The organism is Paenarthrobacter sp. OM7 (assembly GCF_029873575.1).
Taxonomy (GTDB): Bacteria; Actinomycetota; Actinomycetes; order Actinomycetales; family Micrococcaceae; genus Arthrobacter.
In genome coordinates this window covers 4,674,872-4,698,509 of sequence record NZ_CP123579.1, presented here as the reverse complement: position 1 = coordinate 4,698,509, position 23,638 = coordinate 4,674,872, and the positions used below count along the sequence as shown (strand labels likewise).

The 23,638-nt window shown below is 63.1% G+C and carries 20 protein-coding genes; 14 read left to right on the top strand and 6 right to left on the bottom strand.

Going from position 1 to position 23,638, the window contains the following annotated elements; all coding sequences use genetic code 11:
- Positions 1-26 precede the first annotated feature (26 nt).
- Complete coding sequence (locus QEH68_RS21730) at positions 27-530, bottom strand: NUDIX hydrolase (protein WP_026005276.1); 504 nt, start codon at positions 528-530, stop codon at positions 27-29.
- 196 nt (positions 531-726) lie between these two features.
- Here QEH68_RS21730 and QEH68_RS21725 point away from each other — a divergent pair, with 196 nt between their 5' ends.
- Both QEH68_RS21725 and QEH68_RS21720 read left to right on the top strand, forming a co-directional pair.
- Positions 727-2,196: a CCA tRNA nucleotidyltransferase gene (locus QEH68_RS21725; protein ID WP_207595575.1), complete on the top strand. Its 1,470-nt coding sequence runs from the start codon at positions 727-729 to the stop codon at positions 2,194-2,196.
- The gene (locus QEH68_RS21720; RefSeq protein ID WP_089597061.1) at positions 2,193-2,774 is read left to right on the top strand and encodes a histidine phosphatase family protein; all 582 of its coding nucleotides are present in this window, start codon (positions 2,193-2,195) and stop codon (positions 2,772-2,774) included. Before QEH68_RS21725 ends, QEH68_RS21720 begins: the two co-directional genes overlap by 4 nt.
- Here the strand turns inward: QEH68_RS21720 and QEH68_RS21715 are convergent.
- A complete protein-coding gene (locus QEH68_RS21715) occupies positions 2,771-3,031 on the bottom strand; it encodes a hypothetical protein (RefSeq protein ID WP_207595574.1) in 261 nt (86 codons plus the stop codon). The two genes, QEH68_RS21720 and QEH68_RS21715, sit on opposite strands and share 4 nt — an antisense overlap.
- Before the next feature lie 355 nt (positions 3,032-3,386).
- On the opposite strand from QEH68_RS21715, the gene QEH68_RS21710 reads away from it, so the two are divergent.
- The 3 genes from QEH68_RS21710 (at position 3,387) to QEH68_RS21700 (ending at position 6,649) form a co-directional block, all read left to right on the top strand.
- Positions 3,387-3,527 carry a hypothetical protein gene (locus QEH68_RS21710; protein ID WP_181151794.1) on the top strand — a complete coding sequence of 47 codons (141 nt, stop codon included), beginning with the start codon at positions 3,387-3,389 and terminating at the stop codon, positions 3,525-3,527.
- Positions 3,528-3,700: 173 nt separating this feature from the next.
- Positions 3,701-5,197 (top strand): glycosyltransferase 87 family protein, encoded by a 1,497-nt coding sequence (locus tag QEH68_RS21705; RefSeq protein WP_280625189.1) that lies wholly within the window; start codon positions 3,701-3,703, stop codon positions 5,195-5,197.
- Between the two features lie 6 nt (positions 5,198-5,203).
- Entirely contained in the window at positions 5,204-6,649 is a 1,446-nt protein-coding gene (locus QEH68_RS21700; protein ID WP_280625186.1) for an NAD(P)/FAD-dependent oxidoreductase, read from the top strand.
- 6 nt (positions 6,650-6,655) lie between these two features.
- Here QEH68_RS21700 and QEH68_RS21695 read toward each other — a convergent pair whose 3' ends face one another.
- Positions 6,656-7,261, bottom strand: a complete 606-nt coding sequence (locus QEH68_RS21695; protein ID WP_207595571.1) for an NAD(P)H-binding protein — start codon at positions 7,259-7,261, stop codon at positions 6,656-6,658.
- An 83-nt stretch (positions 7,262-7,344) separates the two neighbouring features.
- Here QEH68_RS21695 and QEH68_RS21690 point away from each other — a divergent pair, with 83 nt between their 5' ends.
- Positions 7,345-7,743 carry a helix-turn-helix domain-containing protein gene (locus QEH68_RS21690; RefSeq protein ID WP_207595570.1) on the top strand — a complete coding sequence of 133 codons (399 nt, stop codon included), beginning with the start codon at positions 7,345-7,347 and terminating at the stop codon, positions 7,741-7,743.
- An 11-nt stretch (positions 7,744-7,754) separates the two neighbouring features.
- Here the strand turns inward: QEH68_RS21690 and QEH68_RS21685 are convergent, their stop codons facing one another.
- Positions 7,755-8,456, bottom strand: a complete 702-nt coding sequence (locus QEH68_RS21685; protein WP_280625181.1) for an ABC transporter ATP-binding protein — start codon at positions 8,454-8,456, stop codon at positions 7,755-7,757.
- Positions 8,457-8,480: 24 nt separating this feature from the next.
- Positions 8,481-9,560 carry an ABC transporter permease gene (locus tag QEH68_RS21680; RefSeq protein WP_280625179.1) on the bottom strand — a complete coding sequence of 360 codons (1,080 nt, stop codon included), beginning with the start codon at positions 9,558-9,560 and terminating at the stop codon, positions 8,481-8,483.
- Between the two features lie 195 nt (positions 9,561-9,755).
- Between QEH68_RS21680 and QEH68_RS21675 the strand changes: the two genes are divergently transcribed.
- From QEH68_RS21675 to QEH68_RS21640, 8 genes are all read left to right on the top strand, one after another.
- Positions 9,756-11,036 carry a sensor histidine kinase gene (locus QEH68_RS21675; RefSeq protein WP_207595567.1) on the top strand — a complete coding sequence of 427 codons (1,281 nt, stop codon included), beginning with the start codon at positions 9,756-9,758 and terminating at the stop codon, positions 11,034-11,036.
- Positions 11,033-11,689, top strand: coding sequence for a response regulator transcription factor (locus QEH68_RS21670; RefSeq protein ID WP_280625176.1), 657 nt, complete (start codon positions 11,033-11,035; stop codon positions 11,687-11,689). The genes QEH68_RS21675 and QEH68_RS21670 overlap by 4 nt, the downstream gene beginning before the upstream one ends.
- Positions 11,690-11,838: 149 nt before the next feature.
- A complete protein-coding gene (locus QEH68_RS21665; protein WP_280625174.1) occupies positions 11,839-15,690 on the top strand; it encodes an NPCBM/NEW2 domain-containing protein in 3,852 nt (1,283 codons plus the stop codon).
- Between the two features lie 105 nt (positions 15,691-15,795).
- Positions 15,796-17,784 (top strand): penicillin-binding transpeptidase domain-containing protein, encoded by a 1,989-nt coding sequence (locus tag QEH68_RS21660; protein WP_280625171.1) that lies wholly within the window; start codon positions 15,796-15,798, stop codon positions 17,782-17,784.
- 14 nt (positions 17,785-17,798) lie between these two features.
- Complete coding sequence (locus QEH68_RS21655) at positions 17,799-19,055, top strand: FAD-dependent oxidoreductase (protein ID WP_280625169.1); 1,257 nt, start codon at positions 17,799-17,801, stop codon at positions 19,053-19,055.
- A 90-nt stretch (positions 19,056-19,145) separates the two neighbouring features.
- Positions 19,146-20,828: an ATP-binding cassette domain-containing protein gene (locus QEH68_RS21650; RefSeq protein ID WP_089597051.1), complete on the top strand. Its 1,683-nt coding sequence runs from the start codon at positions 19,146-19,148 to the stop codon at positions 20,826-20,828.
- Between the two features lie 144 nt (positions 20,829-20,972).
- On the top strand, positions 20,973-21,740 hold the full coding sequence (locus QEH68_RS21645; RefSeq protein WP_280625167.1) for a DeoR/GlpR family DNA-binding transcription regulator: 768 nt from the start codon (positions 20,973-20,975) through the stop codon (positions 21,738-21,740).
- A complete protein-coding gene (locus QEH68_RS21640) occupies positions 21,737-22,924 on the top strand; it encodes an MFS transporter (RefSeq protein WP_280625165.1) in 1,188 nt (395 codons plus the stop codon). The genes QEH68_RS21645 and QEH68_RS21640 overlap by 4 nt, the downstream gene beginning before the upstream one ends.
- Here QEH68_RS21640 and QEH68_RS21635 read toward each other — a convergent pair.
- The gene (locus tag QEH68_RS21635) at positions 22,869-23,573 is read right to left on the bottom strand and encodes a phosphatase PAP2 family protein (RefSeq protein ID WP_280625163.1); all 705 of its coding nucleotides are present in this window, start codon (positions 23,571-23,573) and stop codon (positions 22,869-22,871) included. The genes QEH68_RS21640 and QEH68_RS21635 overlap by 56 nt on opposite strands.
- Between the last annotated feature and the right edge of the window lie 65 nt (positions 23,574-23,638).

The following is a 23,638-nucleotide window of genomic DNA, read 5'->3' as shown; positions in this document are numbered from 1 at the left end:
CGCCTTTATCGTCCCACGTACCGGGCTCAGAGGTGTTCCGGCAGCACTTCCCGTGCCAGGTCGGCGATGCGGCGTTCGTTAGGGAAGGACAGTTTGCGTGCCAGTTCCTGGATGGGAACCCACGCAGCGTCCACGGCTTCCTGATCGGGATCATTCTCGATGGTCAGTTCGCCACCCGTTGCCCGGAGCAGGAAATGGTGCACTGTTTTGTGAACCCGGTGGCCGCTCACAGTGAACCAGTAGTCGATGCTGCCCAAGGGCGCCAGGATGCTGCCTTCGATGCCGGTTTCCTCGGCAATCTCACGGACAGCAGCTTCCTCATTGTTCTCGCGGCCTTCAGGGTGGCCCTTCGGCAGGCACCACTCCAGCCGGCCACCCCTATTAAGGCGGGCAATAATCGCAACCCGGAGTTCGCCGTCGGACGTGTCTACTACAACACCGCCCGCTGACACTTCCTCCACAGTGGGAAGGGAGGCCTGGACCGGGTGCTGCTGGGCAGGCGCGACGTGCGCGCCGATTGCCGACGGCAACGGTGCGTTTGTCCTCCTGCCAGGAGCGCTCGGGATCGGGTTGGCCATGAGGTCCACTCTAACGACTCTTGCCCTCGAGTGATGACCGGGACATGGCCACAAGATGGACTGCAGGAGATGCTCCGCGGACACATGCCTGATTTCGCATGGAACAGTGGCCCAATGCCGAGCAAAAATCTGCCAAGCTTAAGGAACTATGGCGCACGTATTGGACAGCTCTTCAGTTAACTTCACCATCGATCCGGTGGTGCTCGACCTCGGGCAGCGCTTTGTCGATGCCGGCTTTGAGCTGTCCCTGGTGGGTGGACCTGTGCGCGACCTCTTCCTGGGGAGGACATCCCCGGACCTCGACTTCACCACCGATGCCACGCCGGACCAGACAATCGCCGTCATCAAGAAGTGGGCAGACAACTTCTGGGAAATCGGACGCGCCTTCGGCACCATCGGGATGAAGAAGAGCGGCTTCCAGATCGAGATCACCACCTACCGCGCGGAGGCTTACGACCCCGATTCACGCAAGCCGGTGGTGGCGTTCGGCAACTCCCTGACCGATGACCTGCTGCGGCGCGACTTCACCATCAATGCCATGGCACTGCGGTTGCCCAGCCTGGAACTCGTGGACCCGTTTGGCGGTGTCCGCGACCTCCACGCCTCCGAGCTCGCCACACCCGGTGCGCCCGAGGCATCCTTCTCCGACGATCCCCTGCGCATGATGCGTGCGGCACGTTTCGCGTCCCAGCTGGGCGTGTCGGTCCACGACGACGTCCGTCTGGCGATGTCACAAATGGCCGACCGTATCAAGATCATCTCCGCCGAGCGCGTCCGTGAAGAGCTGGTCAAGCTCATCAACGGAGCGCACCCGCGTGTGGGCATCGACCTCCTGGTGGACACAGGGCTCGCAGAGTTCGTGCTTCCGGAGGTGTCAGCCCTGAGGCTCGAAGCCGACGAACACCACCGCCATAAGGACGTGTACCAGCACTCCCTGCAGGTACTGGAGCAGGCCGCTGCCTTGGAAACGGGACCTGACGGTCCAGTGCCCGGCCCGGACTTCGTGCTGAGGTTCGCTGCGCTGATGCACGACGTCGGCAAGCCGGCGACGCGTCGTTTTGAACCGGGCGGTGCGGTCAGCTTCCGTCATCACGATGTTGTGGGGTCCAAGCTGACGGCGAAGAGAATGAAGGCACTGCGTTTTGACAACGAGTCGATCAAAGCAGTGTCCCGCCTGGTGGAACTCCACATGCGCTTCTACGGCTACGGCGACGCGGGCTGGAGCGATTCCGCGGTCCGCCGGTACGTGACCGACGCCGGTCCCCTGTTGGAGCGTCTGCACCGCCTCACGCGTTCCGACGTCACCACGCGTAACCAGCGCAAGGCCGACCGCCTGTCCTTCGCCTACGATGACCTTGAGCAACGCATCACGACGCTCTTGGAGCAGGAGTCGCTGGCGGCTGTGCGGCCCGACCTTGATGGAGCGCAGATCATGGCACTCCTGGGGCTCAAGCCCGGTCCCGTGGTGGGCAGGGCCTACAAGTTCCTTCTCGAAGAACGCATGGAACACGGACCACTGTCCCCCGAGGAAGCCGAGCAGAAGCTTTTGGCTTGGTGGGAAGCGCAACCCGAGTCCGCCGTCGTCGAGCCTTTGACCGAAACTGAGGAGCCTTCATGAACGCTGCGACTTCCCCACGTCCGCAACTTTGGATCCTTCGCCACGGCGAGACGGAATGGTCCAAGAGCGGCCAGTACACCGGCCTGACGGACCTTCCCCTCACTGTTGAGGGTGAGCAGCAGGCTGTGGAGGCCCGCAAGGTCCTGGAGGGCATCGACTTCGACCTCGTCCTGACCTCGCCGCTGCGCCGTGCCCGTCGCACGGCGGAACTGGCCGGCTACCCGGAAGCTGTGCACGAGCCCCTTGCGGTCGAATGGAACTACGGCGACTACGAAGGCATCAGCTCCGACCTCATCCGCAAGGACAACCCGGACTACCTCATCTGGACCGATGGCGTGCCCAACGGTGAAACCTTGGACGAAGTAGCCGCCCGGGCAGACAAGATCATTGGACGCGTCCTGGAATCCGGAATGGACAATGTCCTGGTGGTGGCACACGGGCATTTCTCCAGGATCCTCACCGCGCGATGGCTGGAAATGGATGCCCGCGAAGGCCGGCACTTCATTCTCGGAACTGCAAAAGTCTGCACTCTCGGGTGGGATAAGCGGACGCCGGCAATTGTGCGTTGGGGCCTCTAGAACACGAATTTAGAAAACTTTTGGCGAATTAGCCATTTGTGCTGGTCAAATCCCCGGTTCATGGGGTAGCTTATATCTTGTTCCCAGAGCGACCCGCCGGGAACCAGGCGCGCATTCTCCGGTTCAGTCAGCCGGAACAATGCCACAGCAGGCTGGTTATCAGCCAGAAAAGGAGGTTGGGAAAAATGATTACTTTGACTAGCGGACGGAAGTTGACCGTCACTGCTACCCCGGCCTCTGCTGATGATCGACGCCATTTTTGCTCTCTGACCCACTCCTGAACAATCCGGACCGGCCCTGACGCCGGCGGAGTTTCGTGGTCGGCCACTCTCTGTGGTTGGCCTTCTGAGTAGTCAGTTGTAGGCGCGGACCCACGCAGCATGCCGCGGGTGCGCAGTTTCCCCAAAGTTCGGAACCAGCTTCTTGTTGGGTCGACTGCCGGAAGCACGCGCAATTGTGCACGACGATTCGGGTTTTCCTGATTCGGTCCGCTTTTATCCCCTTATTAGCCTCGGCTGTTTATGCCCTTTTCTTGCCATGAATTCTTTGAGTTCATAAGGCTCTAATTGCTGTGCCTAAATTCCGATGATTTACCTTGAAAGGAGGTGAACCATGCGAAAACGCCCGGAAGACATGCGCTTCTTCAAGAGCACCAATGCTCCCAAGGACCGCACGCTGTTCAACGGCCAACTGCTGGACCAGCGCCGTGAAGACGTCTACGTTGTCCTGCACCAGATGGGACTCATCCGTTGATGCCCTGCAACCGCCACTAAGGAGTTCAGGTGCCACACCTTCATGCTGAACCTCAAGGAGCCCACGCGGCTACGCGTGGGCTCCCCCCTTTTAAGGGGCTTTAACGGCGCTGGTGCGGGATGATGTTGGCTGCGTGTGATGCTGCAGCCAAGGCGTGACTGTAAGCTCGATCCATGCAGGAGACGAAGCCGCACCGGCAGCAAAAACGTGCCCGCTTTGTGGTTCCCAGCCGCAGCGACTCCCTGCTTCGGAACTTCACGGAGCTCATTGGCGGGCCCTTGGGGAAGCACTCGTCTCCGGGACAGCTCTCCTCCGGGCCGTACACCGTTGAACGGGTCCTCATCGTCCTGACCGTAGTGGCCGCGATACTGGCAGTTCTCGCCAAGGAGTACTGCCGCGTTAATGGGTGGCAAACGCCCGGGCAGTTCTACGCCACCTGCTACTCCGACTTCCCTGAGCTCTTCAAGAACCGCGGCCTCGGCGATGGCATCTTCCCCTTCTTCACCCAGGGCAGCCTGTTCGAGTACCCCGTCCTCATGGGAATCATCGCCGGTATCACGGCGTTGATGGTCCCTGGCCAGGGGGTGGGCAGCGAACGCATCCTGGGCTATTTCGATATCAACGCGACATTGATCGTGGCCGTCTGGATGATCACCGTGCTGCTGACGGCACGAATCAACAAGCGTCGCCCGTGGGACGCCGCCATGGTAGCCGTCGCGCCCGGGATCATCCTTGCCGGCTTCATTAACTGGGATATGTGGGCCGTGGGGCTGCTGGCCCTGGGAATGTACTTCTTCTCACGGGACAAACTGTTGCTTGCCGGGGTGTTCATTGGACTGGGCACGGCCACCAAGCTTTACCCCGTCCTGATCCTTGGCGCTGTACTGGTCCTGGCACTGCGCAGCGGCAAGCTGCGGGCCTTCTTCGTCACCGCCGGTGCCGCCTTGGCTTCGTGGCTCGCAGTTAACCTGCCGATCGCCGCCATGAATCCCTCCGGCTGGCGCTACTTCTTTGAGTTCACCCAGGAACGCCCGGCCGGGTACAGCTCTCCGTGGTTTGCTTACAACCTGGTGGCCGACCGGGTCCAGTGGACGCAAATGAATGCGGCCACCATCAATTCGCTGGCGCTGTACCTGTTCATCCTGGCGTGTGCACTTATTGGGGCCCTGGCGTTGTGTGCGCCGCGGCGCCCCCGGATCGCCCAGCTCGTGTTCCTCATAGTTGCTGCGTTCATCCTCACCAACAAGGTGTACTCACCACAATTTGTCATCTGGCTCATCCCGCTCCTGGCTCTGGCCCGGCCGCGTTGGCGCGACTTCCTCATCTGGCAGGCAGCCGAGGGGCTGCATTGGGCTGCAATTTGGATGTACCTGGGCCAGGCGACCAGTGGCGGCTCCGTCCAGCACAACATCGATATGTCCTACTACGTGCTGGCAGTCGGCCTGCACATGACGGTGACCGCCTACCTTATGGCACGGGTGGTCATGGATATTTGGGATCCCGCACAGGACCCTTTGCGCATCCACGGTGAGGACGATCCCCATGGAGGGCCCTTTAACGGGGCCCCGGATTGGCTCCGGATAGACCTTTTCCGGCCGTCGCGGTCCTTGTTGCCGTGGAGCGCTGCCCACCGAGCCGTCGAATCCCAGCAGTCCAGCGAGCGGAGGTAACCGGCCATGGGTGATGTCGCCGTCGTCGGAGCTGGTCCCAACGGTCTGGCCGCCGCAGTGGTCATGGCGCGCGCCGGCCTGGACGTTCGCCTTTACGAGGCCGCGGAGGCAATCGGCGGTGGCTCGCGTACCAGTGAACTCCTGGAACCGGGCTACCTCTACGATGTCTGCTCCGCTGTCCATCCCATGGCCCTGGCGTCACCGTTCTTCCGCGCTTTCGAGCTTTCCCGGCGGATAGACCTACGGGTTCCGGAAGTCCAGCACGGCACTCCCCTGGACACAGGCGGCGCGGCGCTGGCGTACCAGTCGCTGGAACGGACGGTCCTGGAACTGGGCGTGGACGGTGCGGCGTACCGACGGCTTCTGGGGCCGCTGGTGGAGCGTGTCAACGGAGTGGTGGACTTTACCTCCAACCAGCTGTTGCGTATGCCGAAGGACCCCTTGGCGGCCGCCCTGTTCGGGCTTGCCACCCTTGACCAGGGGACGCCACTCTGGAGCCGCCGTTTCCGGGAAGATGCGGCTCCTGCGCTGTTGACGGGAGTCATGTCGCACGCCCTCGGTTCGCAGCCGTCCCTCAGTTCCACCGGCGCGGGCCTCCTCCTCAGCGTGCTGGCCCACGCGGAAGGCTGGGCCATTCCTGTCGGAGGTTCGATGTCCATCGCGAGGGCCATGGCAGACGACCTGACGGACCACGGCGGGACAATCCACGTGGGTGAACGCGTGGACTCGCTGGATCAAGTCCGGCCCGCGAAGGCCATCCTGCTGGACGTCGCTCCGCCCACCTTGGCCAGGCTCGGCGGAACTGAAGTCCCCGACCGCTACAGGCGTGCACTTGAAACATTCCGATTCGGGAATGCGGCCTGCAAAGTGGATTTCATCCTGTCGGGACCCGTTCCTTGGCTGGATCCCGGATTGGCGAAGGCAGGAACCGTCCATGTGGGTGGTTCGCGGCTTGCCATGGCCGAATCCGAGAACCTGGTGGATCTGGGCAAGCATCCCACCGAGCCGTACGTCCTGGTGTCCCAGCCATCGGTAGTAGACCCCACCCGGGCACCGGAGGGCCGCCAGGTTCTCTGGTCATACTGCCATGTGCCTGCCCATTCCACGGTGGACATGGCTGAGGCCGTGACGGCGCGGATTGAGAAGTACGCCCCCGGTTTCCGGGACGTCGTGGTCGCTTCACAAACCACGACGGCGGCGGAATTGGCTGCGTACAACGAGAACTATGTTGGGGGCGACTTCAGTGCCGGACTCCTGGACCTGCGCGGCTTGGTGCAGCGGCCCGTGGTGTCCAACGTCCCGTGGAGGACACCGATGCCGGGTGTATATCTGTGTTCGTCGTCCACACCGCCCGGGCCCGGTGTGACAGGAATGCCCGGGTACCACGCAGCGAAACATGCCCTCAAGGACATCTTTGGTGCGCGCGTACCCGGGCTGGGCCTGGGGCTTTAGCTTGGGTTAGTTGGCGGCCGTGAAACGGGCGCGCCGGTGGGCCGGGGTTTCGATCTCGTCCAGCATGGCTACGGCGTAGTCCTGTGAAGAGATGCTGTTGCCGGCAGGGGAATCCTTGGCCACGGTGTACTCGCCGGTGCGTTCGCCCGGCTGAATGACCGGAGCGGGGGCAAGGACGGTCCAGTCAACGGATTCCGGGGTCTGCTTGACGGCTTCGAGGGCCTTGGCTGCGGTGGTCGCCTCAGCTTTGTAGGCCTCCGGGAAGTCCGGGGAATCGAGCAGGCGGACACCATCGATTTCCAGGGTGCCGGCACCGCCGACGATCATGAGTCGCGTTCCTTCGGCGTTGCTGTAGGCGGTAGCCATGGCATCGAGCCATTCGCCATGGTCGCCGCCGGTGCGGCTGGGACCCGTAGCCAGCACGACGACGTCGTGCTCTTTTGCGATGGAGGCGAATGCCTGGCCGTCAGCCAGATCCGCCGCCTGGGCGGCGGCGCCGGGAACCTCTGCGCCCTTGCGGGATATGGCTGTCACCTCATGGCCGCGGGTGATGGACTCATTGACAATCTGGCTGCCGACCATGCCCGTTGCGCCGTAGACTGCGATTTTCATAGCTCTCCTTGGGGTTGGTATCCTTGCAATGACACAACGGTATCCGCCGGATACTGATAGCTTCAAAGGAACTGGGTTACCTGATGGATACTAAAGATCTGGCCGGCAATGTCCTGGATCCCAACTGTCCGTCGCGGGTGGTTTTCCAGCGCATCGGCGATAAGTGGGCCTCATTGGTGATTCAAGTGCTTGGCGACGGGCCGGTCCGTTTTTCGGAACTGCGCAAAATGGTGAACGTCGTGACTCCAAAGGTCTTGACGCAAACCCTGCGCGCCTTGGAGCGCGACGGCCTCATTACGCGGACCGTCTACGCGCAGGTACCGCCTCGGGTTGACTACGAACTGACGGCCTTGGGCGAGTCCCTGCTGCCCCCGCTGACGATGTTGCGCCATTGGGCCGAGACCCATGTGCCCACCATCCTCGAAGCCCGCGACGCCTATGACGACGCCCAGGACGAGGCCCTCCTCCGTTCACCCAACTGATCAACTGCTACTTACTTGGGCTGCGCGGCGGGGACCAGTGCGGGGCTGATTCGCCCGTCGCGCATGGTGGCGACGGCGTCGGTGAGGGGCAGGAACTCCGTGTCGTGGGTGACCATGACAGTGGCCGTGGAGAACTCATCCGTCACCCGTCGCAGCAGCCGGACGATGGATTCGCTGCGCTCGTGATCCAATGCAGCAGTTGGTTCATCCACCAGCAGGACGGTGGGGTTGCCCATGAGCGCCCGGGCAATGTTCACCCGCTGACGCTGTCCCCCTGACAACTGATGGGGCCTTTTGTGTGCCGCTGTGGACAGGCCCACAACGTCCAGCAGCCCCACGGCCGTGCGGCGGGCTTCCTTCAGCGGATTGCCCCGCAAGTGCTCGCGGATCAGCAATTGCTCGACGGCGGTCAGCGAGGGAAGCAGGTTTGGTTGCTGGAAGATGATGCCCACCTTGTCCCGGCGAAGCTCCGTGCGGTCGGCCTCCTTGAGGGCGGAGACGTCCTGCCCATCGATGACGACCAGCCCGGCGGTGGGTGTCACGAGAGTAGCGGCGACGGCGAGCAGCGAGGACTTGCCGGATCCTGAAGGACCTACGAGTGAGAGAAATTCACCCCTGCGAACGCTGAGGTTGACGGCGTCGAGTGCTTTGAGGGTTGTGCCGCCATCAGGGTATTCGAGGGAGACGTTGACGAGGTTCAATGATGTAGTCACGATGTATACCTTTCGCGGTATGTTTTAGTTGCCGCCGAGGGCAAGCAATGGATCGACCTTGGTGACTTTGCGGACTGCGAGGACGGCACCGCCCAGGCCAAGGATGACGATTCCGGCAATGGGTACCAGCGTGGTCAAGGGAGTGATGAGGAACGGCGCGGCCTGGGCCGCGAGCAATCCGCCGGCAAGTCCCAACGAGCCGCCCACGGCTGCTCCGGCCAGCAGTACCAAAGCTGCCTGCGCCAACGCATCCCGCAACACGTAGCCTGAGGACGCACCCAGCGCCTTGAGCACGGCAATATCGCGGGTACGTTGCACGGTCCAGACGGTCAGGAATGCCACAATCACCAACGCGGAGATCCCATAGAGAAATGCCTGCATCAGCATGAGTGATCCGTTCTCACTCTTGTATGAGGCCAACGCCTGGAAGGACCCAACGGGATCCGCGCTCACTGTGCCGGCCGCCGCATTGGCGGCATCGATGTCCAAGGAGGTTCCGGCGTCGTGCGTTACCGCCAGGATTGTGGCAGTGCCTGTCGTCGCGTGTGCGACGGACCTCCAGGTTTCCAGCGTCGTCCAGACCACTCCAGTGTGTGAATACCACTGGTCCTCAACAACCGCCGAGACGGTGAGATCTTTTCCGCCAACCCGGACCCGGCTTCCGGCCTGCAGCGACAGGTCCTTTGCCAAGGATTCACCGATCACAACCGTTCCGTCCTCCACTGCTGAGGGAGCCACGGAGCCGCCGAAAACTGCGACGTTCGCCGTTCCGCTCGGTGTGCCGCCATCACCAAGTGACTGGAACCGCGTCTGGCTGATTCCCAGTGCCTGCACCGACGTAACGCCCGGCTGTTCCCGCCAAGCCTCGAGCTGCTGGCTGGAGACTTCCGACTCCGTATATGAGGCCTTGGGCTCACCTCCGGCAGGAGCGCCGAAGACGATCTGCTGCACGGGCAGCGCGGCAATGGCCGACGTTGATTGGTTACCCAGGCCTGCCGTCAGCCCGGAAAGCATGACGAGCAGTAAGGTGATCAGCGCGACCACGCTGCCCATGAGCGCGAAGCGGCCCTTGGCGAAACGGATGTCGCGGATGGCGAGAAACATCGGATTCCTTCGGTTCGGTGCGGGCTTGGTCCCGGCACAATCAACTCTTCCCGCGATGCCTCGCGAAGACATCGGGAACCGGATGGATTCGTTCACGCCAAGGGGCTGAAAGGGCGATCATCCAAATGGTTGATTCAGCCGCGGGGACACGGAATCCGGCCCGGTTCGCACATCGCCGGGGATACGCTGGGAGGCATGCAGTCCACCGGCGCCGCCACCATCCTCCGCGTGCTGCGGGTGTGCCTGCACGTCGGCTTCGCGGTGCTGCTGCTGGTGGCCGTCGTACGTTTGCTGACAGGTGTAGGAGTTGCCGGGTCGCCTCCAACACCCGTGGCCATGGCAGCGGGTCTGGGACTCTCGGCACTACTGGCCGCGGTGTATCTGGCTGGCACAATCCTTGAGAAGCGCTACGCCAGCGATGCCTCCCGCTTCAACCCCACGCCGTATGCGCGGTGGTGGCTAGGCGCTGTGATGATCCTGTGGCTGCTGCTCCTTTTGGTCAGCGGTGACTTCGCCTGGGTAGCCTTTCCCCTGTTCTTCGTCCAACTCCACCTTCTCCCCCGGCGGCTGGCACTCCCGGCGATTGCGCTCAGCACCATCCTGCTGATCGGAGCATTGTGGTTCCATAGCCGGGGGTCGGTTGACGGTGGCCTGCAGCTGGCGATGGTTCTGGGGCCGGTGTTCGGGGCTGGCTTCGCCGTGGTCACCGGGCTGGCGTACCGTGCGTTGTTCCTGGAAGCCGAGAACCAGCGCACTGTTGCCGACGACCTTCGCCGTACACGCGCTGAACTCGCGCAAACCCAGCACGACGCCGGCATGCTTGCTGAACGTGAACGGCTGGCCCGCGAAATACACGACACCCTGGCCCAGGGATTTTCCAGCATCATCCTGATGGGCAGGTCCGCGGAGAAAGCCCTTGATGACGGGGATCCGCAGGCAGCCAAGGAACGGTTGAGGATTGTCCAGGACACAGCGTCCACCAACCTTGCCGAAGCACGGAGTTTTGTCCGCGGCCTGCGGTCGCCCGATCTGGAGCAGTCCGGCTTGGTGGACACCCTGCGCCGGCTCTGCGACAAGACCGAGACCGAGGCCGCTGCCCGGGGTACGGCGTTGCGCTGCCGCTTCGAGCTGGTGGGTACGCCTGTGGAGCTGCCCAACACCTACCAGACCACCCTGCTCCGGGCCGCCCAGGCTTCCCTCGCGAACGTGTGGGCACACGCCCACGCACGTGCCGCCGTCGTGACTCTGTCCTTTCTTGGCGCTGAGGTGACCTTGGACGTTTTCGACGACGGCAAAGGTTTCGAACCGTCGACGGCGGCCGGTACAGTGCGTGGCGACGGCACCGGCGTCGGGCTTCAAAGTTTGCGCGAGAGACTGGCCGCGCTGAACGGCAGACTGGAGATTGAGTCGGCGCCTGGCGAGGGGACTGTAGTGGCCGTTCGGGTGCCGCTTCCGGCAGACGAAGGTGTTTCATGAGTGACATCCGCATCCTCTTGGTGGACGACCATCCCGTGGTCAGGGCCGGCCTCCGCGCCATGCTGGCGGATTTCCCGGGAGTGACGGTGGTTGCGGAGGCATCCGACGGTGATGCTGCCCTGGTGGAACTCAGCAAGCTCAACACCCTCGGAAAGCCTGTAGACCTGGTGCTCATGGACCTGCAGATGGGCAGCGGCATGGATGGCGTGACGGCCACGGAGAAGATCAAGGCGGGTGAGGCCGGGAGTCCCCCGCCTCCCGTTCTGATTCTGACGACTTACGACACCGACGCGGACATCCTGGCCGCGGTGGAAGCCGGCGCCAGCGGTTACATGCTGAAGGATGCCCCGCCGGAGCAGATCCGGCAGGCCGTCCTGTCCGCGGCTGCCGGGCAGACCGCGCTGGCACCGGAGGTTGCGGCGCGGCTCATGGGGCGTATCCGGAACCCGTCGCCGGCGCTCAGCGGCAGAGAAGTCCAATTACTGGAACTGCTGGCGACCGGCATGAGCAACAGGGCTATGGCCAAGCAACTCTTCATTTCCGAGGCCACTGTGAAGACACATTTGGTGCACATCTACTCCAAGCTCGGGGTGGATAACCGCACGGCTGCCATCGCCGTTGCGACGCAGCGCAGGATCATCCGCGGGCACTGAGTCCCGCCGCCCTGCCGGGCCCTCCCTGACCTGGTTGGGTGGGCACTTTTGGTGAAACGGTTGACCTTTGTGCTTTTTGCAGTGACGATTAGTGCACGTTTCGCTATGAGTTAGATCACAAAAAGTCACTCGTCGAAAGTTGGCCCCACATGTCCGCACCCTCCTTGGGTCTGTCCGGAGCTGTCCCCAACAGCTCCGGACGCACCACCAAAGGTTCGCTAACCAGGAAGGCCGCTGCACTCGGCCTCGCATCGTTACTCCTCGCGGGAGCCATTCCCGCACTGTCCTTCGCCACTGCTGCCAATGCCGCTCCCGGCGATCCCGCTGCCATCAAATCCGTCACTCCCGAAGTACCAGTCGACGCCGCCGGAGTACCTCTCGGCGCGGTGACGGGCTTTACCCAAGCCGGCAACGTCGTAGACCTTTCCACCGAGAAGGGCGCCATTCGCGTCACGTTCCTGGACGACGGCAACTTCCGCTTGGAAGCTGACCCCAGTGGGACGTTCACGGACCCCGCCAACACGGACCAAGGCGACCCGGCCAGGACCGCCAACATCGTGGTGGGCAAAGACAAGTTCCCAGGCGTCACGCCTGCTGTCACTGACGGTGATTGGCTGGTCCTGAAGACCGCACAGATCAGCGTCGGGATCAACAAAGCCACCACCCAACTCCGCGTCGTCCGGGCTGACGGCTCACTGGTCCTTGAAGAATCCGCACCCATCACCTTCGGCTCCAACTCCGCCACCCAGCACCTCGCCCAGCAGGATGGGGAGCAGTTCATCGGTGGCGGTATGCAGAACGGCCGCTCCGTGCACACCGGCGCCCTGATCAACATCGCCAAGAACTTCGACTGGGACGACGACGGCTACCCCAACGCCGTGCCGTACTACATGTCCTCCAACGGCTACGGCGTCCTGCGTGACACCTTTGCCCGCGGCTCCTACAACTTCGGCGGCCAGCCCACCACCACGCATGAGGAAAGGCGATTTGACGCCTACTACTTCGTGGGCGACTACAAGCAGTCGTTGGGTGCGTACACCACGCTGACCGGCAAGCCGATGATGCCTCCGGTCTACGCTCTGGAATACGGCGATGCTGACTGCTACAACCGGTCCAATCCCGGCTATTCCTCCTCTGGCTACGGCGATCCCGACGGCGCCAAGCAGCGCACCCCGGACGCCATCAAGACTGCGCGGAAGTTCGTTGAGAACGACATGCCCGCCGGCTGGATGCTGGTCAACGACGGCTACGGCTGCGAGTACCAGCAGCTCCCGGAAACCGTCAGCAACATCGAGGAAGAAACAGATCTCAAAGTTGGCCTGTGGACCCAGCGTTCCCTGACCAACCAGGAATACGAAGTGGGCGAAGCCGGGGTTCGGCTCCGGAAGCTCGATGTCGCCTGGGTGGGCCAAGGCTACCGCCAAGCGCTCACCGGGTGCGAAGCTGCGCATGGCGGAATCGAGCAGTACTCCAACGCACGCGGCACCTCGCTGATGGTTGAGGGCTGGGCCGGCTCCCAGCGTTGCGGCATGCAGTGGACGGGTGACCATTCAGGAAACCTCGACGCCGTCCGCTGGCAGGTCTCCGCCCTCACCGGCGCCGGCAACTCGGGTCTGGCGTTCACCACGGGCGACGTTGACGGCATCTTTGGCGGATCCGCAGAGTCCTATGTGCGTGACCTTCAGTGGAAGGCTTTTGCCCCCGCGCTCTACTCCATGTCCGGCTGGGCCGCTACGGACAAGCGTCCATGGCTCTACGGCGACGAGGCCACGGCCATCAACCGCCAGTACCTGCAGCTCCGCCAGCAGTTGATGCCCTTCATCTACACGCTGGCCCAGGAATCCTCCACCACAGGCGTTTCGATGATGCGCTCCATGGCCCTCGAGTTCCCTGACCAGCAGTGGTCCTACGGAGCCGAGGCCAACAACCAGTTCATGCTCGGCTCCGATTTCCTGGTGGCTCCGGTCTTTACCCAGACCGATGTCCGCAACGGAATCTTCCTTCCCGAAGGCCAGCAGTGGGTGGATTATTGGACCGGCAAGCTCTACCAGGGCGGCCAGATCCTCAACGGCTACAACGCGCCGCTGGATAGGCTTCCGGTCTTCGTTCGTGCAGGAGCGGTGATCCCGCAAGGCATCGTGGCCCGTAATGCTTCCTTGGTTCCCGAAGATTCCATGATCACTTTGGATGTCTACGCCAAGGGCCAGGACACGTTTACCCTCTACGAAGACGACAAGGTCACCCGCGAATTCAAGGATGGGAAATCCTCCAGCCAGGTCTTCACCGTGGACGCTCCGGGTACGGGCAACAGCAGCGTGAAGGTCTCCATCGGAGAGCGGAAGGGAGACTACACCGGCAAGGCAGCGGCCCGCCCGTACGAGCTCAAGGTCCACGCGGGCGCAGCACCCAAGGATGTGAAGATCGGCGGCACCAAGCTTGCCCAACACTCCACCCAGGCTGCCTATGCTGCAGCAACCACAGGGTGGTACTTCGATGAAGCCAACAACGGCATCATCTGGGTAAAGACGGGCTCACTTGCCTCCAACCAGTCGGCCACCGTGCAACTCCAGCAGGCCGGACCATTGGGCGGCAAGAGCCAGGAAGACAGTGCCGCTGAGGTCCGGGTGACCACCGGCGAACAGGTCTTCCAGGATCAGGAAACCACTGTCACGGCGGCGTTCGTGAACACCGGAACCAAGGCCAAGACCAATGTGGTCCTGACGCCGGTGCTCCCGGAAGGTTGGACCGTGGTCTCTTCCTCCGGTGCCACTGCCGCCAAGGTCGAAGGTGGCGCGACAACCACGGCAACGTTCGTCATCAAACCCGGCTCCAGCGCCAAGGCGGGCCAACAGACCGTGCGGGTGTCGGCGTCGTACGCTGCTTCTGACTCCAGCACGCAAACGGTGACGGGCGGCAACCAAATCTACGTCGCGTACGGATCGCTTGCCGCCGCGTACAACACCGTTTCGGTCACCACCGTTGCGGGCAAGGCGCTCGGAAACTTCGACGGCGGCGGGGCCACCTTCGCTGCCGAGCAGCTGGCGGCCGCGACGGTTCCTGCGGGTGGCGTCCGTCCGGGGAGCACAGTAACGGTGGATGCCGGAAAGCCGACCCAGGTCGACTACACCTGGCCCGCAGTCGGACCGGACGTCCCCAACTCGGTGGCGCTGTCCGCACAGACGATCGCCGTCAAGGGCAAGGGAACGCACTTGGCCGTCCTCGGATCCGCCGCGGTGGGCAACGGCACCAGCCCAACTCTGACCCTGAAATATGCCGATGGGAGCATGGAAAAGCAATCCATCTTCTTCCCCAACTGGCTGCAGCCGTCGGTCCTCAACGGGGCTGTCCTGGCAGTGTCCGAACAGGGTCGCAACAACGCCAACGGTCCCTCGCCGGAGTACACGCAGTACAAGTATCAGGCGTTCTCCAATACCGTCCGCTTGAACCCCACCAAAGAGCTGGCATCTGTCACGTTGCCGACAGACACCCGGGTGAAGTTCTTCGACTGGAAGGTGACCACACAGCCCTTGCCGGCTGTTCCGGTGGGCTCCGTTTACGCCTCCGAAACCCCGTGGGTGCAGGCCTTGAACGGTTACGGCGTGATCGGCAAGAACGTGGCCAACAAGGACTCGGCATCCTCCCCGGACAAACCGCTGGCCATCAACTACACCGACCCCGCAACCGGGCAGCAGCCCGTGTTCACCAAGGGTCTTGGGGTCCACGCTGCCTCGAAGATCACGTATTACCTTGGCGGCAAGTGCACCTCGTTTACCTCGCAGGTGGGGCTCGAGAGCGGCTTCGGTGGCAACATCATCTTCAAGGTCAATGCCGACGGCGTGAACAAGTACCAGTCGCGCACCTACACTCCCGGATTCGCTCCGGAATCGGTGTCTGTTGACCTGACAGGAGTGGCGTACGTGGAACTCGTGGTGGACCCGTCCGGCTCCATCAACGGTGCGCACGGTGTCTGGGGTGATGCCAAGTTCACCTGTGCTCCGTAGTTGGATGTTCCAGGCAGCCGTCGCTTGCCGCTCTTTCCAGGGCTGGCAGGCGGCGGCTGTCCGCTTCCCGGGCACAACAAGAAACTGTCAGGGGAACGGGGCATAATGTGCCAAATGGGGAAACTGAAAATGCAGCAGGGTTTTGTCCTTGGTCTCGCAACGCTCGTGATGGTTGGTTCATTGACGGCCTGTGACGATGGCCGCGCCGGCGCTGAGGGAGCAGCCAAGCAGCTCGCGTCCTCGTTGGCGGCGCTCGACGTCGGCTCGCTCGCCGTGGAGGGCAAGGACTCTGCCACGGCCAACGATGAACTTAAAGCCGTCTTTGAGGGCTTGGGCGCTAAGCCCTCGGTTGCTTCCGGCGACGTCAAGCTCGACGGTGACACCGCAACCTTCCCCCTTAACTACAGTTGGAACATTGGCTCGGCACAATGGGAGTACACCTCCGATGCCACGCTGAAGAAGTCCGGCGACAAATGGGCGGTTCAGTGGAGCCCGGCCCTGCTGGCGCCGCAACTCTCCGAGGGCGAGACGTTGTCGGTCAAGACCGTTGCCGCCCAGCGCGGGCAGATCCTTGGCGCTGGGGACGCTCCGATTGTTGAGGACCGCCCGGTTTTCCGGGTGGGCATCGACAAGACCAAGGTTCCTGCTGAGCAGGCCGACGCATCGGCCCGTGCCATGGCGGCGCTGCTCGGCCTGGATGCCGAAGAGTATGCCAAGCAGGTTGCTGCCTCCGGGCCACAGGCTTTCGTGGAGGGCCTCGTCCTCCGTGCGTACACAGCAGACATTACCGAGGCCAAAATCGAGGCGATACCCGGGGGCGTCAGCATCCTGGACTCCATGGCGCTGGCACCCACACGCACCTTTGCCCGAGCCCTGTTGGGGAGCGTAGGCCAAGCCAACGCAGAGCAGATCGAGAAATCCAATGGCGCACTGCGCGCCGGAGACACCACGGGGACGGGTGGCCTGCAGCAAAAGTACGACTCCCTGTTGCGCGGCAAGGATGGCGTGGAAGTGGTGGCCACCCCGGCTGAGAAGACCGACGGCGAGACCCCCGGCACCAAGGTGTTCTTCTCGTCCCTTCCTGCGCCGGGCACTTCTCTCAAGACCACCCTGGACCTGAAGCTTCAGCAGTTGGCTGAAGCAACGTTGGCAGGAATCGAACCGGCTTCCGCCATCGTGGCCATCAGGCCCTCCACAGGAGCCGTTCTTGCCGCGGCCTCCGGTCCGGGCAGCAACGGCTACAACACTGCGCTCCTGGGACAGTACGCACCCGGATCCACCTTCAAGATGGTTGATTCGCTGGCGATGTTCCGGAATGGTGCCACCCCGGATTCCAAGGTGGAGTGCCCCTCAACGCTGGTTGTCGACGGCCGCACCTTCAAGAACGCTGAGGGCTACCCCGAAACATCACTGGGCTCGGTCGCCCTCAGGGACGCGTTTGCGCACTCCTGCAACACTGCGTTCATCAACGCCCGGGAAACCGTCAGCCAAGGTCAACTTGAATCGGCTGCCCAGGCTTTGGGCGTGGCCGTTGAAGCTCCCAAGCTGGGCGCGGATGCCTTCCTTGGCTCGGTGCCCGGGGCTGCAGAAGGAACCGAGCACGCCGCCTCCATGATCGGCCAGGGCAAGGTCCTCTTCTCGCCACTTTCGGCCGCTGTTATGGCCGCTTCCGTCGCCAACGGGGCCCCGGTTTCACCTCAGCTCGTGCTGAATGCCGACGCCGCGCAGGACCCCGGCGCCACTCCTGCCCCCACGGAAGGCGGCTCCGCCCCGACGTCGTCCGCTTCCGCTGCGGCAAGCGCTGCACCGGCATCCACCCAGCCGATTACCAAGGAAGAGGCCGCGTCCCTGGCCGACATGATGCGCGCCGTGGTCACGTCCGGGCACGCTGGGTTCCTGGCCGAGGTGCCCGGCGCGCCCGTGGGAGCAAAGACCGGAACCGCGGAATTCGGCAACGACAACCCGCCCAAGACCCACGCCTGGATCGTGGCGACTCACGGGGACCTGGCCGTCTCAGTTTTTGTTGAAGACGGCGGGCTGGGTGCCACCACCAGCGGGCCGTTGTTGAAGTCGTTCCTGACCGCGGCGGGCTGAACCGGAGGCTGATCATGGCAGCAGAAACCCAGTGTGTGGTGGCGGGCGGAGGGCCGGCCGGAATCGTGCTGGGACTGCTGCTTGCCCGCGCCGGCGTGAAGGTGACTGTGCTTGAGAAACACGCCGATTTCCTGCGTGATTTCAGGGGCGATACGGTGCACGCCTCGACGATCCGGCTCTTGGACGAGCTGGGGCTCGGTGAGGGCTTCCGGGCCCTCCCCCAAAGTAGACTGGGCAATTTCCGGCTACCCGCAGGATCCGGTGATTCCGTGGTCCTCGCGGATTTCGAACGACTTAAGGACCCCTACAACTACGTGGCCATGGTCCCGCAATGGGATTTTCTGAACTTCCTGGTGGAAGCGGCCCGGCAGGAACCCACCTTTACGCTGCTGATGAATACGGAGGCGACGGACCTGCTGACTGACGCTTCGGGCACTGTGGTCGGAGTGACGTACGGAACCCGTGATCCGCGGACTGGTTCTGTTGTGGGGAGCGGCGAACTACGGGCTCCTTTGACGGTGGCCTGTGATGGCCGCGGCTCGATTCTCCGGAAGAAGGCCGGACTGGTCCCCCGCGAATTTCCGGTGCCGTTTGATACCTGGTGGTTCCGGCTCCCGCGAACCGCAAACGAGGACCAGCCGGTGGCCTCCATTGCGCCGCGCTTTGGCAGTTCAGCTGTCCTGCTGACCCTGACCCGCAAGGATTATCACCAGATAGCGTACTTGGCGGCCAAGGGCTCGGATCCTCAGTTGAGGGCTGAAGGCGTGGAGGCTTTCCGCTCTAAGATAGCCAGTTTGCGACCGGACCTTGCGGACCGTGTGGACACCATTGCCTCCATGGACGACCTCCACCTCCTGGACGTAAAACTCAACAAGCTGTCCCGGTGGCACAAGCCTGGGTTGTTGCTGATTGGGGATGCCGCCCATGCGATGTCGCCCGCCGGCGGAGTGGGCATCAACCTCGCAGTGCAGGACGCTGTGGCAGCCGCGCGTGTGCTCGCCGCGCCGTTGCTGAGGGAAACGCTCGACGACGGCCACCTCGCCGCCGTCCAGAAGCGGCGTTGGCTTCCCACGGTCGTGATCCAGTCCTTCCAGAGGGTGCTGCATCGTGTGGTGTTCGCGCAGGTCATGGCCGGTAAGCAGCCGAAGCCTCCCAAACCGTTGCTCTTTGTTGCGCGGAATTTCCCGGGGTTCGGGAAGCTGCCCGCTCGGATGATCGCCTTCGGTCCGCGCCCCGAGCATGCGCCGGAGTTTGCCCGGCGGAAGCCCTAGCCGGGTGGCTCGACCCGCCCAACTGCCGTCATCGAGCATTGCCCACTGTCGCCGTCGAGCGTTAATACCGTGCCGTGGGAGGATTGAAACGTGGCCCATATTGACGTTTCCGGCATCGACTACTTCCTCTCCGACGGCACCCAGCTGCTCAACGGGGTGACCTTCAAGGTCCCCGACGGCACCAAGACTGCCCTGATCGGACCCAACGGAACCGGCAAGACGACGCTGTTCAAGATCATCTCCGGCGACCTCACGCCGGACGAAGGTGTTGTGGGCCGGTCAGGCAACATGGGAATCATGCGGCAGTTCGTGGGCCAGGTCCGTGACGAATCTACAGTTCGCGACCTCCTCGTCTCCACTGCCCAGGCTGGCCTCGCAGCTGCTGCCAAGGCGGTTGAGGACGCCGAGCTGGCCATGATGGAGCACGACGACGAGCCCACCCAGATGAAGTACGCCCAGGCGATAGTGGACTGGGGAGATGCCGGTGGGTACGACGTAGAGACCGTCTGGGATGAAGTGTGCATGGCTGCGTTGGGGATTTCCTTCGACAAGGCGCAGTTCCGCCGCGCCTCGACGCTCTCGGGTGGCGAGCAGAAGCGTTTGGTGCTCGAAGCCCTGTTTGCCGGCCCGGATGAGCTGCTGCTCCTCGACGAACCGGACAACTACTTGGATGTGCCCGGCAAGCGTTGGCTGGAGGGCAAGCTCAATGAGTCCAAGAAGACCGTGCTGTTCATCAGCCACGACCGTGAACTGCTGAATAATGCGGCAGGTCGCATCGTGACGCTCGAGCCGGGCATCAACGGTGCCTCGGCGTGGATCCACGGCGGCGGTTTCGGATCCTACGTGGAGGCACGTGCGGACCGTAACGCCCGGTTCGAGGAACTCCGCAAACGCTGGGACGAGGAGCACGTGAAGCTCAAAGAACTCGTCAACATGTACAAGAACAAGGCCGCTTTCCGCTCCGACATGGCCAACCGATACCAAGCTGCGCAAACCCGCCTCGCAAAGTTCCTGGAAGCCGGGCCCCCCGAGGCCTTGCCGATCGAGCAGAACGTCAAGATGCGCCTCAAAGGTGGGCGAACGGCCAAGCGTGCCGTAGTAGCTGAGAAGCTCGAACTGACCGGACTCATGAAGCCGTTTTCCACGGAGATCTGGTTCGGTGACCGTGTGGGCGTGCTCGGCTCCAACGGTTCCGGCAAGAGCCACTTCCTGCGGCTCCTTGCCACCGGCGGCACCGATCCGGAGCGTGAGCACCTGCCGGTGTCCGACGTCGTGATTGCGGAAGTGCCGCACGAAGGAACCGTGAAGCTGGGCGCCCGCATCCGCCCCGGATTCTTTGCACAGACACATGTTCGTCCGGATCTCCTGGGGCGCACCTTGCTGGAGATCCTGCACCGTGGTGACGAGCACCGTTCCGGACTCGCCCGCGAGGCCGCGGCCGGCGCCCTGGATTCGTACGGCTTGGCTGGCCAGTCTGAGCAGAAGTACGAATCCTTGTCCGGTGGCCAACAGGCACGCTTCCAGATTCTGCTTCTGCAGCTTTCCGGCGCCACCCTGTTGTTGCTGGACGAGCCCACCGACAACCTTGACCTGCACTCCGGTGAGGCCTTGGAGCGTGCCATCGACTCTTTCGAAGGCACCGTCCTTGCGGTCACGCACGACCGCTGGTTCGCCAAGTCCTTTGACCGGTTCATGATCTTTGGGTCCGATGGAAAGGTCTACGAATCCGAAGAACCCGTCTGGGATGAGAAGCGCGTGGAGCGCGCCCGGTAACTCTCACCTGCCGCCTGTTTTATGCGAACGCTCTTGCACTTGCTGCAGGAGCGTTCCGCTTTCAGCCATGGGATGTGAGAGAGCGTCGGTGAGCAAATGATCAGCAATGATGATTAAGTGAGCAATCATTGCTACCGTTGAAGCATGGGAACTGCTGACCGCCACCGGCTCATTGGCGAGCTGCTGCGCACGCGCGAACAAGCCACCGTGGATGAGCTCGTGGACGCCACGGGAGCATCGGGCGCCACGATCCGCCGTGACCTGGAGATCCTTGCTGCCAACGGAGTGCTGAAACGCATCCACGGTGGCGCCCGCAGCTTGCTGGCACGCGGAGACAACCCCGGCTACGGCCAACGTGAATTGGAAGACCACCAAGCCAAGACGCGCATTGCTGAGGCTGTTGACGGACTCATCAACGACCGCGAGCATGTGTGGCTGGACAGTGGATCCACTGCCACGGAGATCGCGCGCCGGTTGGGCAAGCGGGAACTGACGGTGATGCCCATGTCCCTCCACGGCGTCGAGGCCATGACAGGGCCCCATTCCGGCCGGACGCCGCAGCTCATCCTTCCCGGCGGCAGCCTGATCCCGGGCGAGCAGTCTTTCCGGGGACCCATGGCCGAAGCCAACATCCGCTCGCTCAGGTTCGACACCGCCGTCGTGACCCCGTGTGCCCTCAACCTCAAGGACGGACTGCTGGCCCACGACCTTGATGATGCGGCCGTGAAACGCGCCGGCCTTGAATCCGCAGCGCGCGTGATCGTGGCCTCCGCAGGCAGCAAATGGAATGCCAGTGCAGTAGCTTTGGTCGCAGCCATGGACGCCGTGGACGTGATCGTGACCGACCAAAAACCCTCCCCAGAAGATCTCGCCCGGCTCAATAAACTCTCCGTGGAAGTTGTGATTGCATGACCACCAACACCAGAAGCAGCACCAACGTCAATGCCGCGGCGGTGGCGACGTTCCTGATCTTCGGCATGAACGGGTTGGTATTTGCCAGCTGGGCTGCACGCATTCCGGCAGTGACGGAGGCGCTCAGCCTGACGTCCGGCCAGATGGGCACCCTGCTGCTCTGCACCGCCGTCGGATCCTTGCTGGCGCTGCCGTCGGCCGGCTGGGTTGTGGGCAGGATCGGCACGGCGAATACGGTTCGTGTGGCGGGCATCGTGGCGGGAGCTGCGGGCGCAGGAATTGCTTTCTCCCTGATGGCCGCCTCAGTGCCGGCCACGGCAATTGCCCTGTTCTTCTTCGGTATCGGCATCGGTTTGTGGGACGTTGCCCAGAACATTGAAGGCGCCGACGTTGAGCACCGGCTCAAGCGCACCATCATGCCCCAGTTCCACGCTGCCTTCTCCGGCGGTGCTTTCCTTGGCGCACTGATTGGCGCTGGCCTCTCACAGCTTGGCGTCGGTCTCCCCCAACACCTGCTGGTTATCGCAGCCATTGCCGTTGCCTTGGCGCTGACGGTCCCTAAGTACTTCCTTCCGCATGAAGCCGCAGAAGTTCACGACGACGGCGGTCCAGTTGCGAAGGGACCTTCGGCTTGGCGGGATGGCAGGACGCTGCTGATCGGCGTCGTAGTCCTGGGTGCCACCTTGACCGAAGGCGCGGGCAACGACTGGATCGCGAAGGCTGCCGTGGACGGGCTTGGTGCTTCGGAATCCACGGGTGCGCTGCTGTTCGCACTCTTCGTCCTGGCGATGACCATCATGCGGTTCTTCGGTGGCAAAGCGATCGACACGTTTGGCCGCGTGAGCGTCCTGCGGGCCAGCATGGCGGCAGCGGCCGTGGGCCTGGCGCTGTTTGTCTTCGCCGGCAACGTCATCCTGGCCGGCGTTGGTGCGGCTTTGTGGGGCATCGGTGCGGCGCTGGCCTTCCCCATGGGCATGTCAGCCGCTGCGGACGACCCCAAGCATGCCGCTGCACGGGTTTCCGTGGTTTCCACCATCGGCTATGTCGCCTTCCTGGCTGGTCCACCCCTCTTGGGTTACTTGGGCGACCACACCGGAATCCACTTGGCATTGCTGGCCATCGGAGCGCCTATTCTGGTCGCTCTCCTGCTTGCCGGCGTCGCGAAGCCTTTGCCGCCCAAATAGTCCGGCCATCTGCCAGTTCATTCTCTTTGACGCATATTTCCCTGAAGCGCCACCACATAATGAGGACGACGCCGGCCGCAAGGCAGGCGCCGCCAAGGACATCGCTGAGCCAATGTGCCGAGAGGTACGTGCGGCTGACCATCATGGCGATGACACCCATGGCCGCCAGCAAGGTCATCCACCAGCGGCCCACGAGGATGGCCAGCACCATAAGGAACGTGGTGGTGGTCGATACATGCCCTGAGGGGTATGAACCGGTATCCGTGAGGACCTGGGCGCCCTGGGGCCTGTCCCGACCCACCACCGCTTTGGCCAGCTGGGTGAGGGCCAGTGCGGTAATGCCGGAGGTGGCGGCAAAGACTGCCCCCATGGGGCGTTGCCAGACAAGGAGCGAAAGGGCGAGCACCACGTGGAACACCAGGATCCCGGCGTAACCCGCCCAGTTGAGCACCGCGTTCACACCGTCCCAGAAGGGTGACTGCAGAGTAAAGGTGAAGGCCTGCCACGTGGTGTCAACGCCATTGAATGCAGGCTCGCCCTGTCCTGCCAGGATCATGATGCCCGGGACCATGAAGGCACAGAGAAGCAGCACGGCCGGGACAACCAATTGCCACCCGGGCTGTTGACGGGGAAGCAGGACACGAATCATCCATTCATCGTAGCCACGGCAGGCGGATGGCATGGGCAGCCCTCCGGTGGGGGTGTGCAGGCGAT

Excerpts from the sequence above, each read along its gene's own strand:
- QEH68_RS21665 (WP_280625174.1), top strand. The coding sequence starts at position 11,839 with ATGTCCGCACCCTCCTTGGGTCTGTCCGGAGCTGTCCCCAACAGCTCC.
- QEH68_RS21640 (WP_280625165.1), top strand. The coding sequence starts at position 21,737 with ATGACCACCAACACCAGAAGCAGCACCAACGTCAATGCCGCGGCGGTG.
- QEH68_RS21680 (WP_280625179.1), bottom strand. The coding sequence starts at position 9,560 with ATGTTTCTCGCCATCCGCGACATCCGTTTCGCCAAGGGCCGCTTCGCG.
- QEH68_RS21695 (WP_207595571.1), bottom strand. The coding sequence starts at position 7,261 with ATGAAAATCGCAGTCTACGGCGCAACGGGCATGGTCGGCAGCCAGATT.
- QEH68_RS21675 (WP_207595567.1), top strand. The coding sequence starts at position 9,756 with ATGCAGTCCACCGGCGCCGCCACCATCCTCCGCGTGCTGCGGGTGTGC.
- QEH68_RS21705 (WP_280625189.1), top strand. The coding sequence starts at position 3,701 with ATGCAGGAGACGAAGCCGCACCGGCAGCAAAAACGTGCCCGCTTTGTG.
- QEH68_RS21710 (WP_181151794.1), top strand. The coding sequence starts at position 3,387 with ATGCGAAAACGCCCGGAAGACATGCGCTTCTTCAAGAGCACCAATGCT.
- QEH68_RS21635 (WP_280625163.1), bottom strand. The coding sequence starts at position 23,573 with ATGATTCGTGTCCTGCTTCCCCGTCAACAGCCCGGGTGGCAATTGGTT.
- QEH68_RS21645 (WP_280625167.1), top strand. The coding sequence starts at position 20,973 with ATGGGAACTGCTGACCGCCACCGGCTCATTGGCGAGCTGCTGCGCACG.
- QEH68_RS21660 (WP_280625171.1), top strand. The coding sequence starts at position 15,796 with ATGTGCCAAATGGGGAAACTGAAAATGCAGCAGGGTTTTGTCCTTGGT.
- QEH68_RS21720 (WP_089597061.1), top strand. The coding sequence starts at position 2,193 with ATGAACGCTGCGACTTCCCCACGTCCGCAACTTTGGATCCTTCGCCAC.
- QEH68_RS21700 (WP_280625186.1), top strand. The coding sequence starts at position 5,204 with ATGGGTGATGTCGCCGTCGTCGGAGCTGGTCCCAACGGTCTGGCCGCC.
- QEH68_RS21715 (WP_207595574.1), bottom strand. The coding sequence starts at position 3,031 with ATGGCGTCGATCATCAGCAGAGGCCGGGGTAGCAGTGACGGTCAACTT.
- QEH68_RS21725 (WP_207595575.1), top strand. The coding sequence starts at position 727 with ATGGCGCACGTATTGGACAGCTCTTCAGTTAACTTCACCATCGATCCG.
- QEH68_RS21655 (WP_280625169.1), top strand. The coding sequence starts at position 17,799 with ATGGCAGCAGAAACCCAGTGTGTGGTGGCGGGCGGAGGGCCGGCCGGA.
- QEH68_RS21690 (WP_207595570.1), top strand. The coding sequence starts at position 7,345 with ATGGATACTAAAGATCTGGCCGGCAATGTCCTGGATCCCAACTGTCCG.
- QEH68_RS21670 (WP_280625176.1), top strand. The coding sequence starts at position 11,033 with ATGAGTGACATCCGCATCCTCTTGGTGGACGACCATCCCGTGGTCAGG.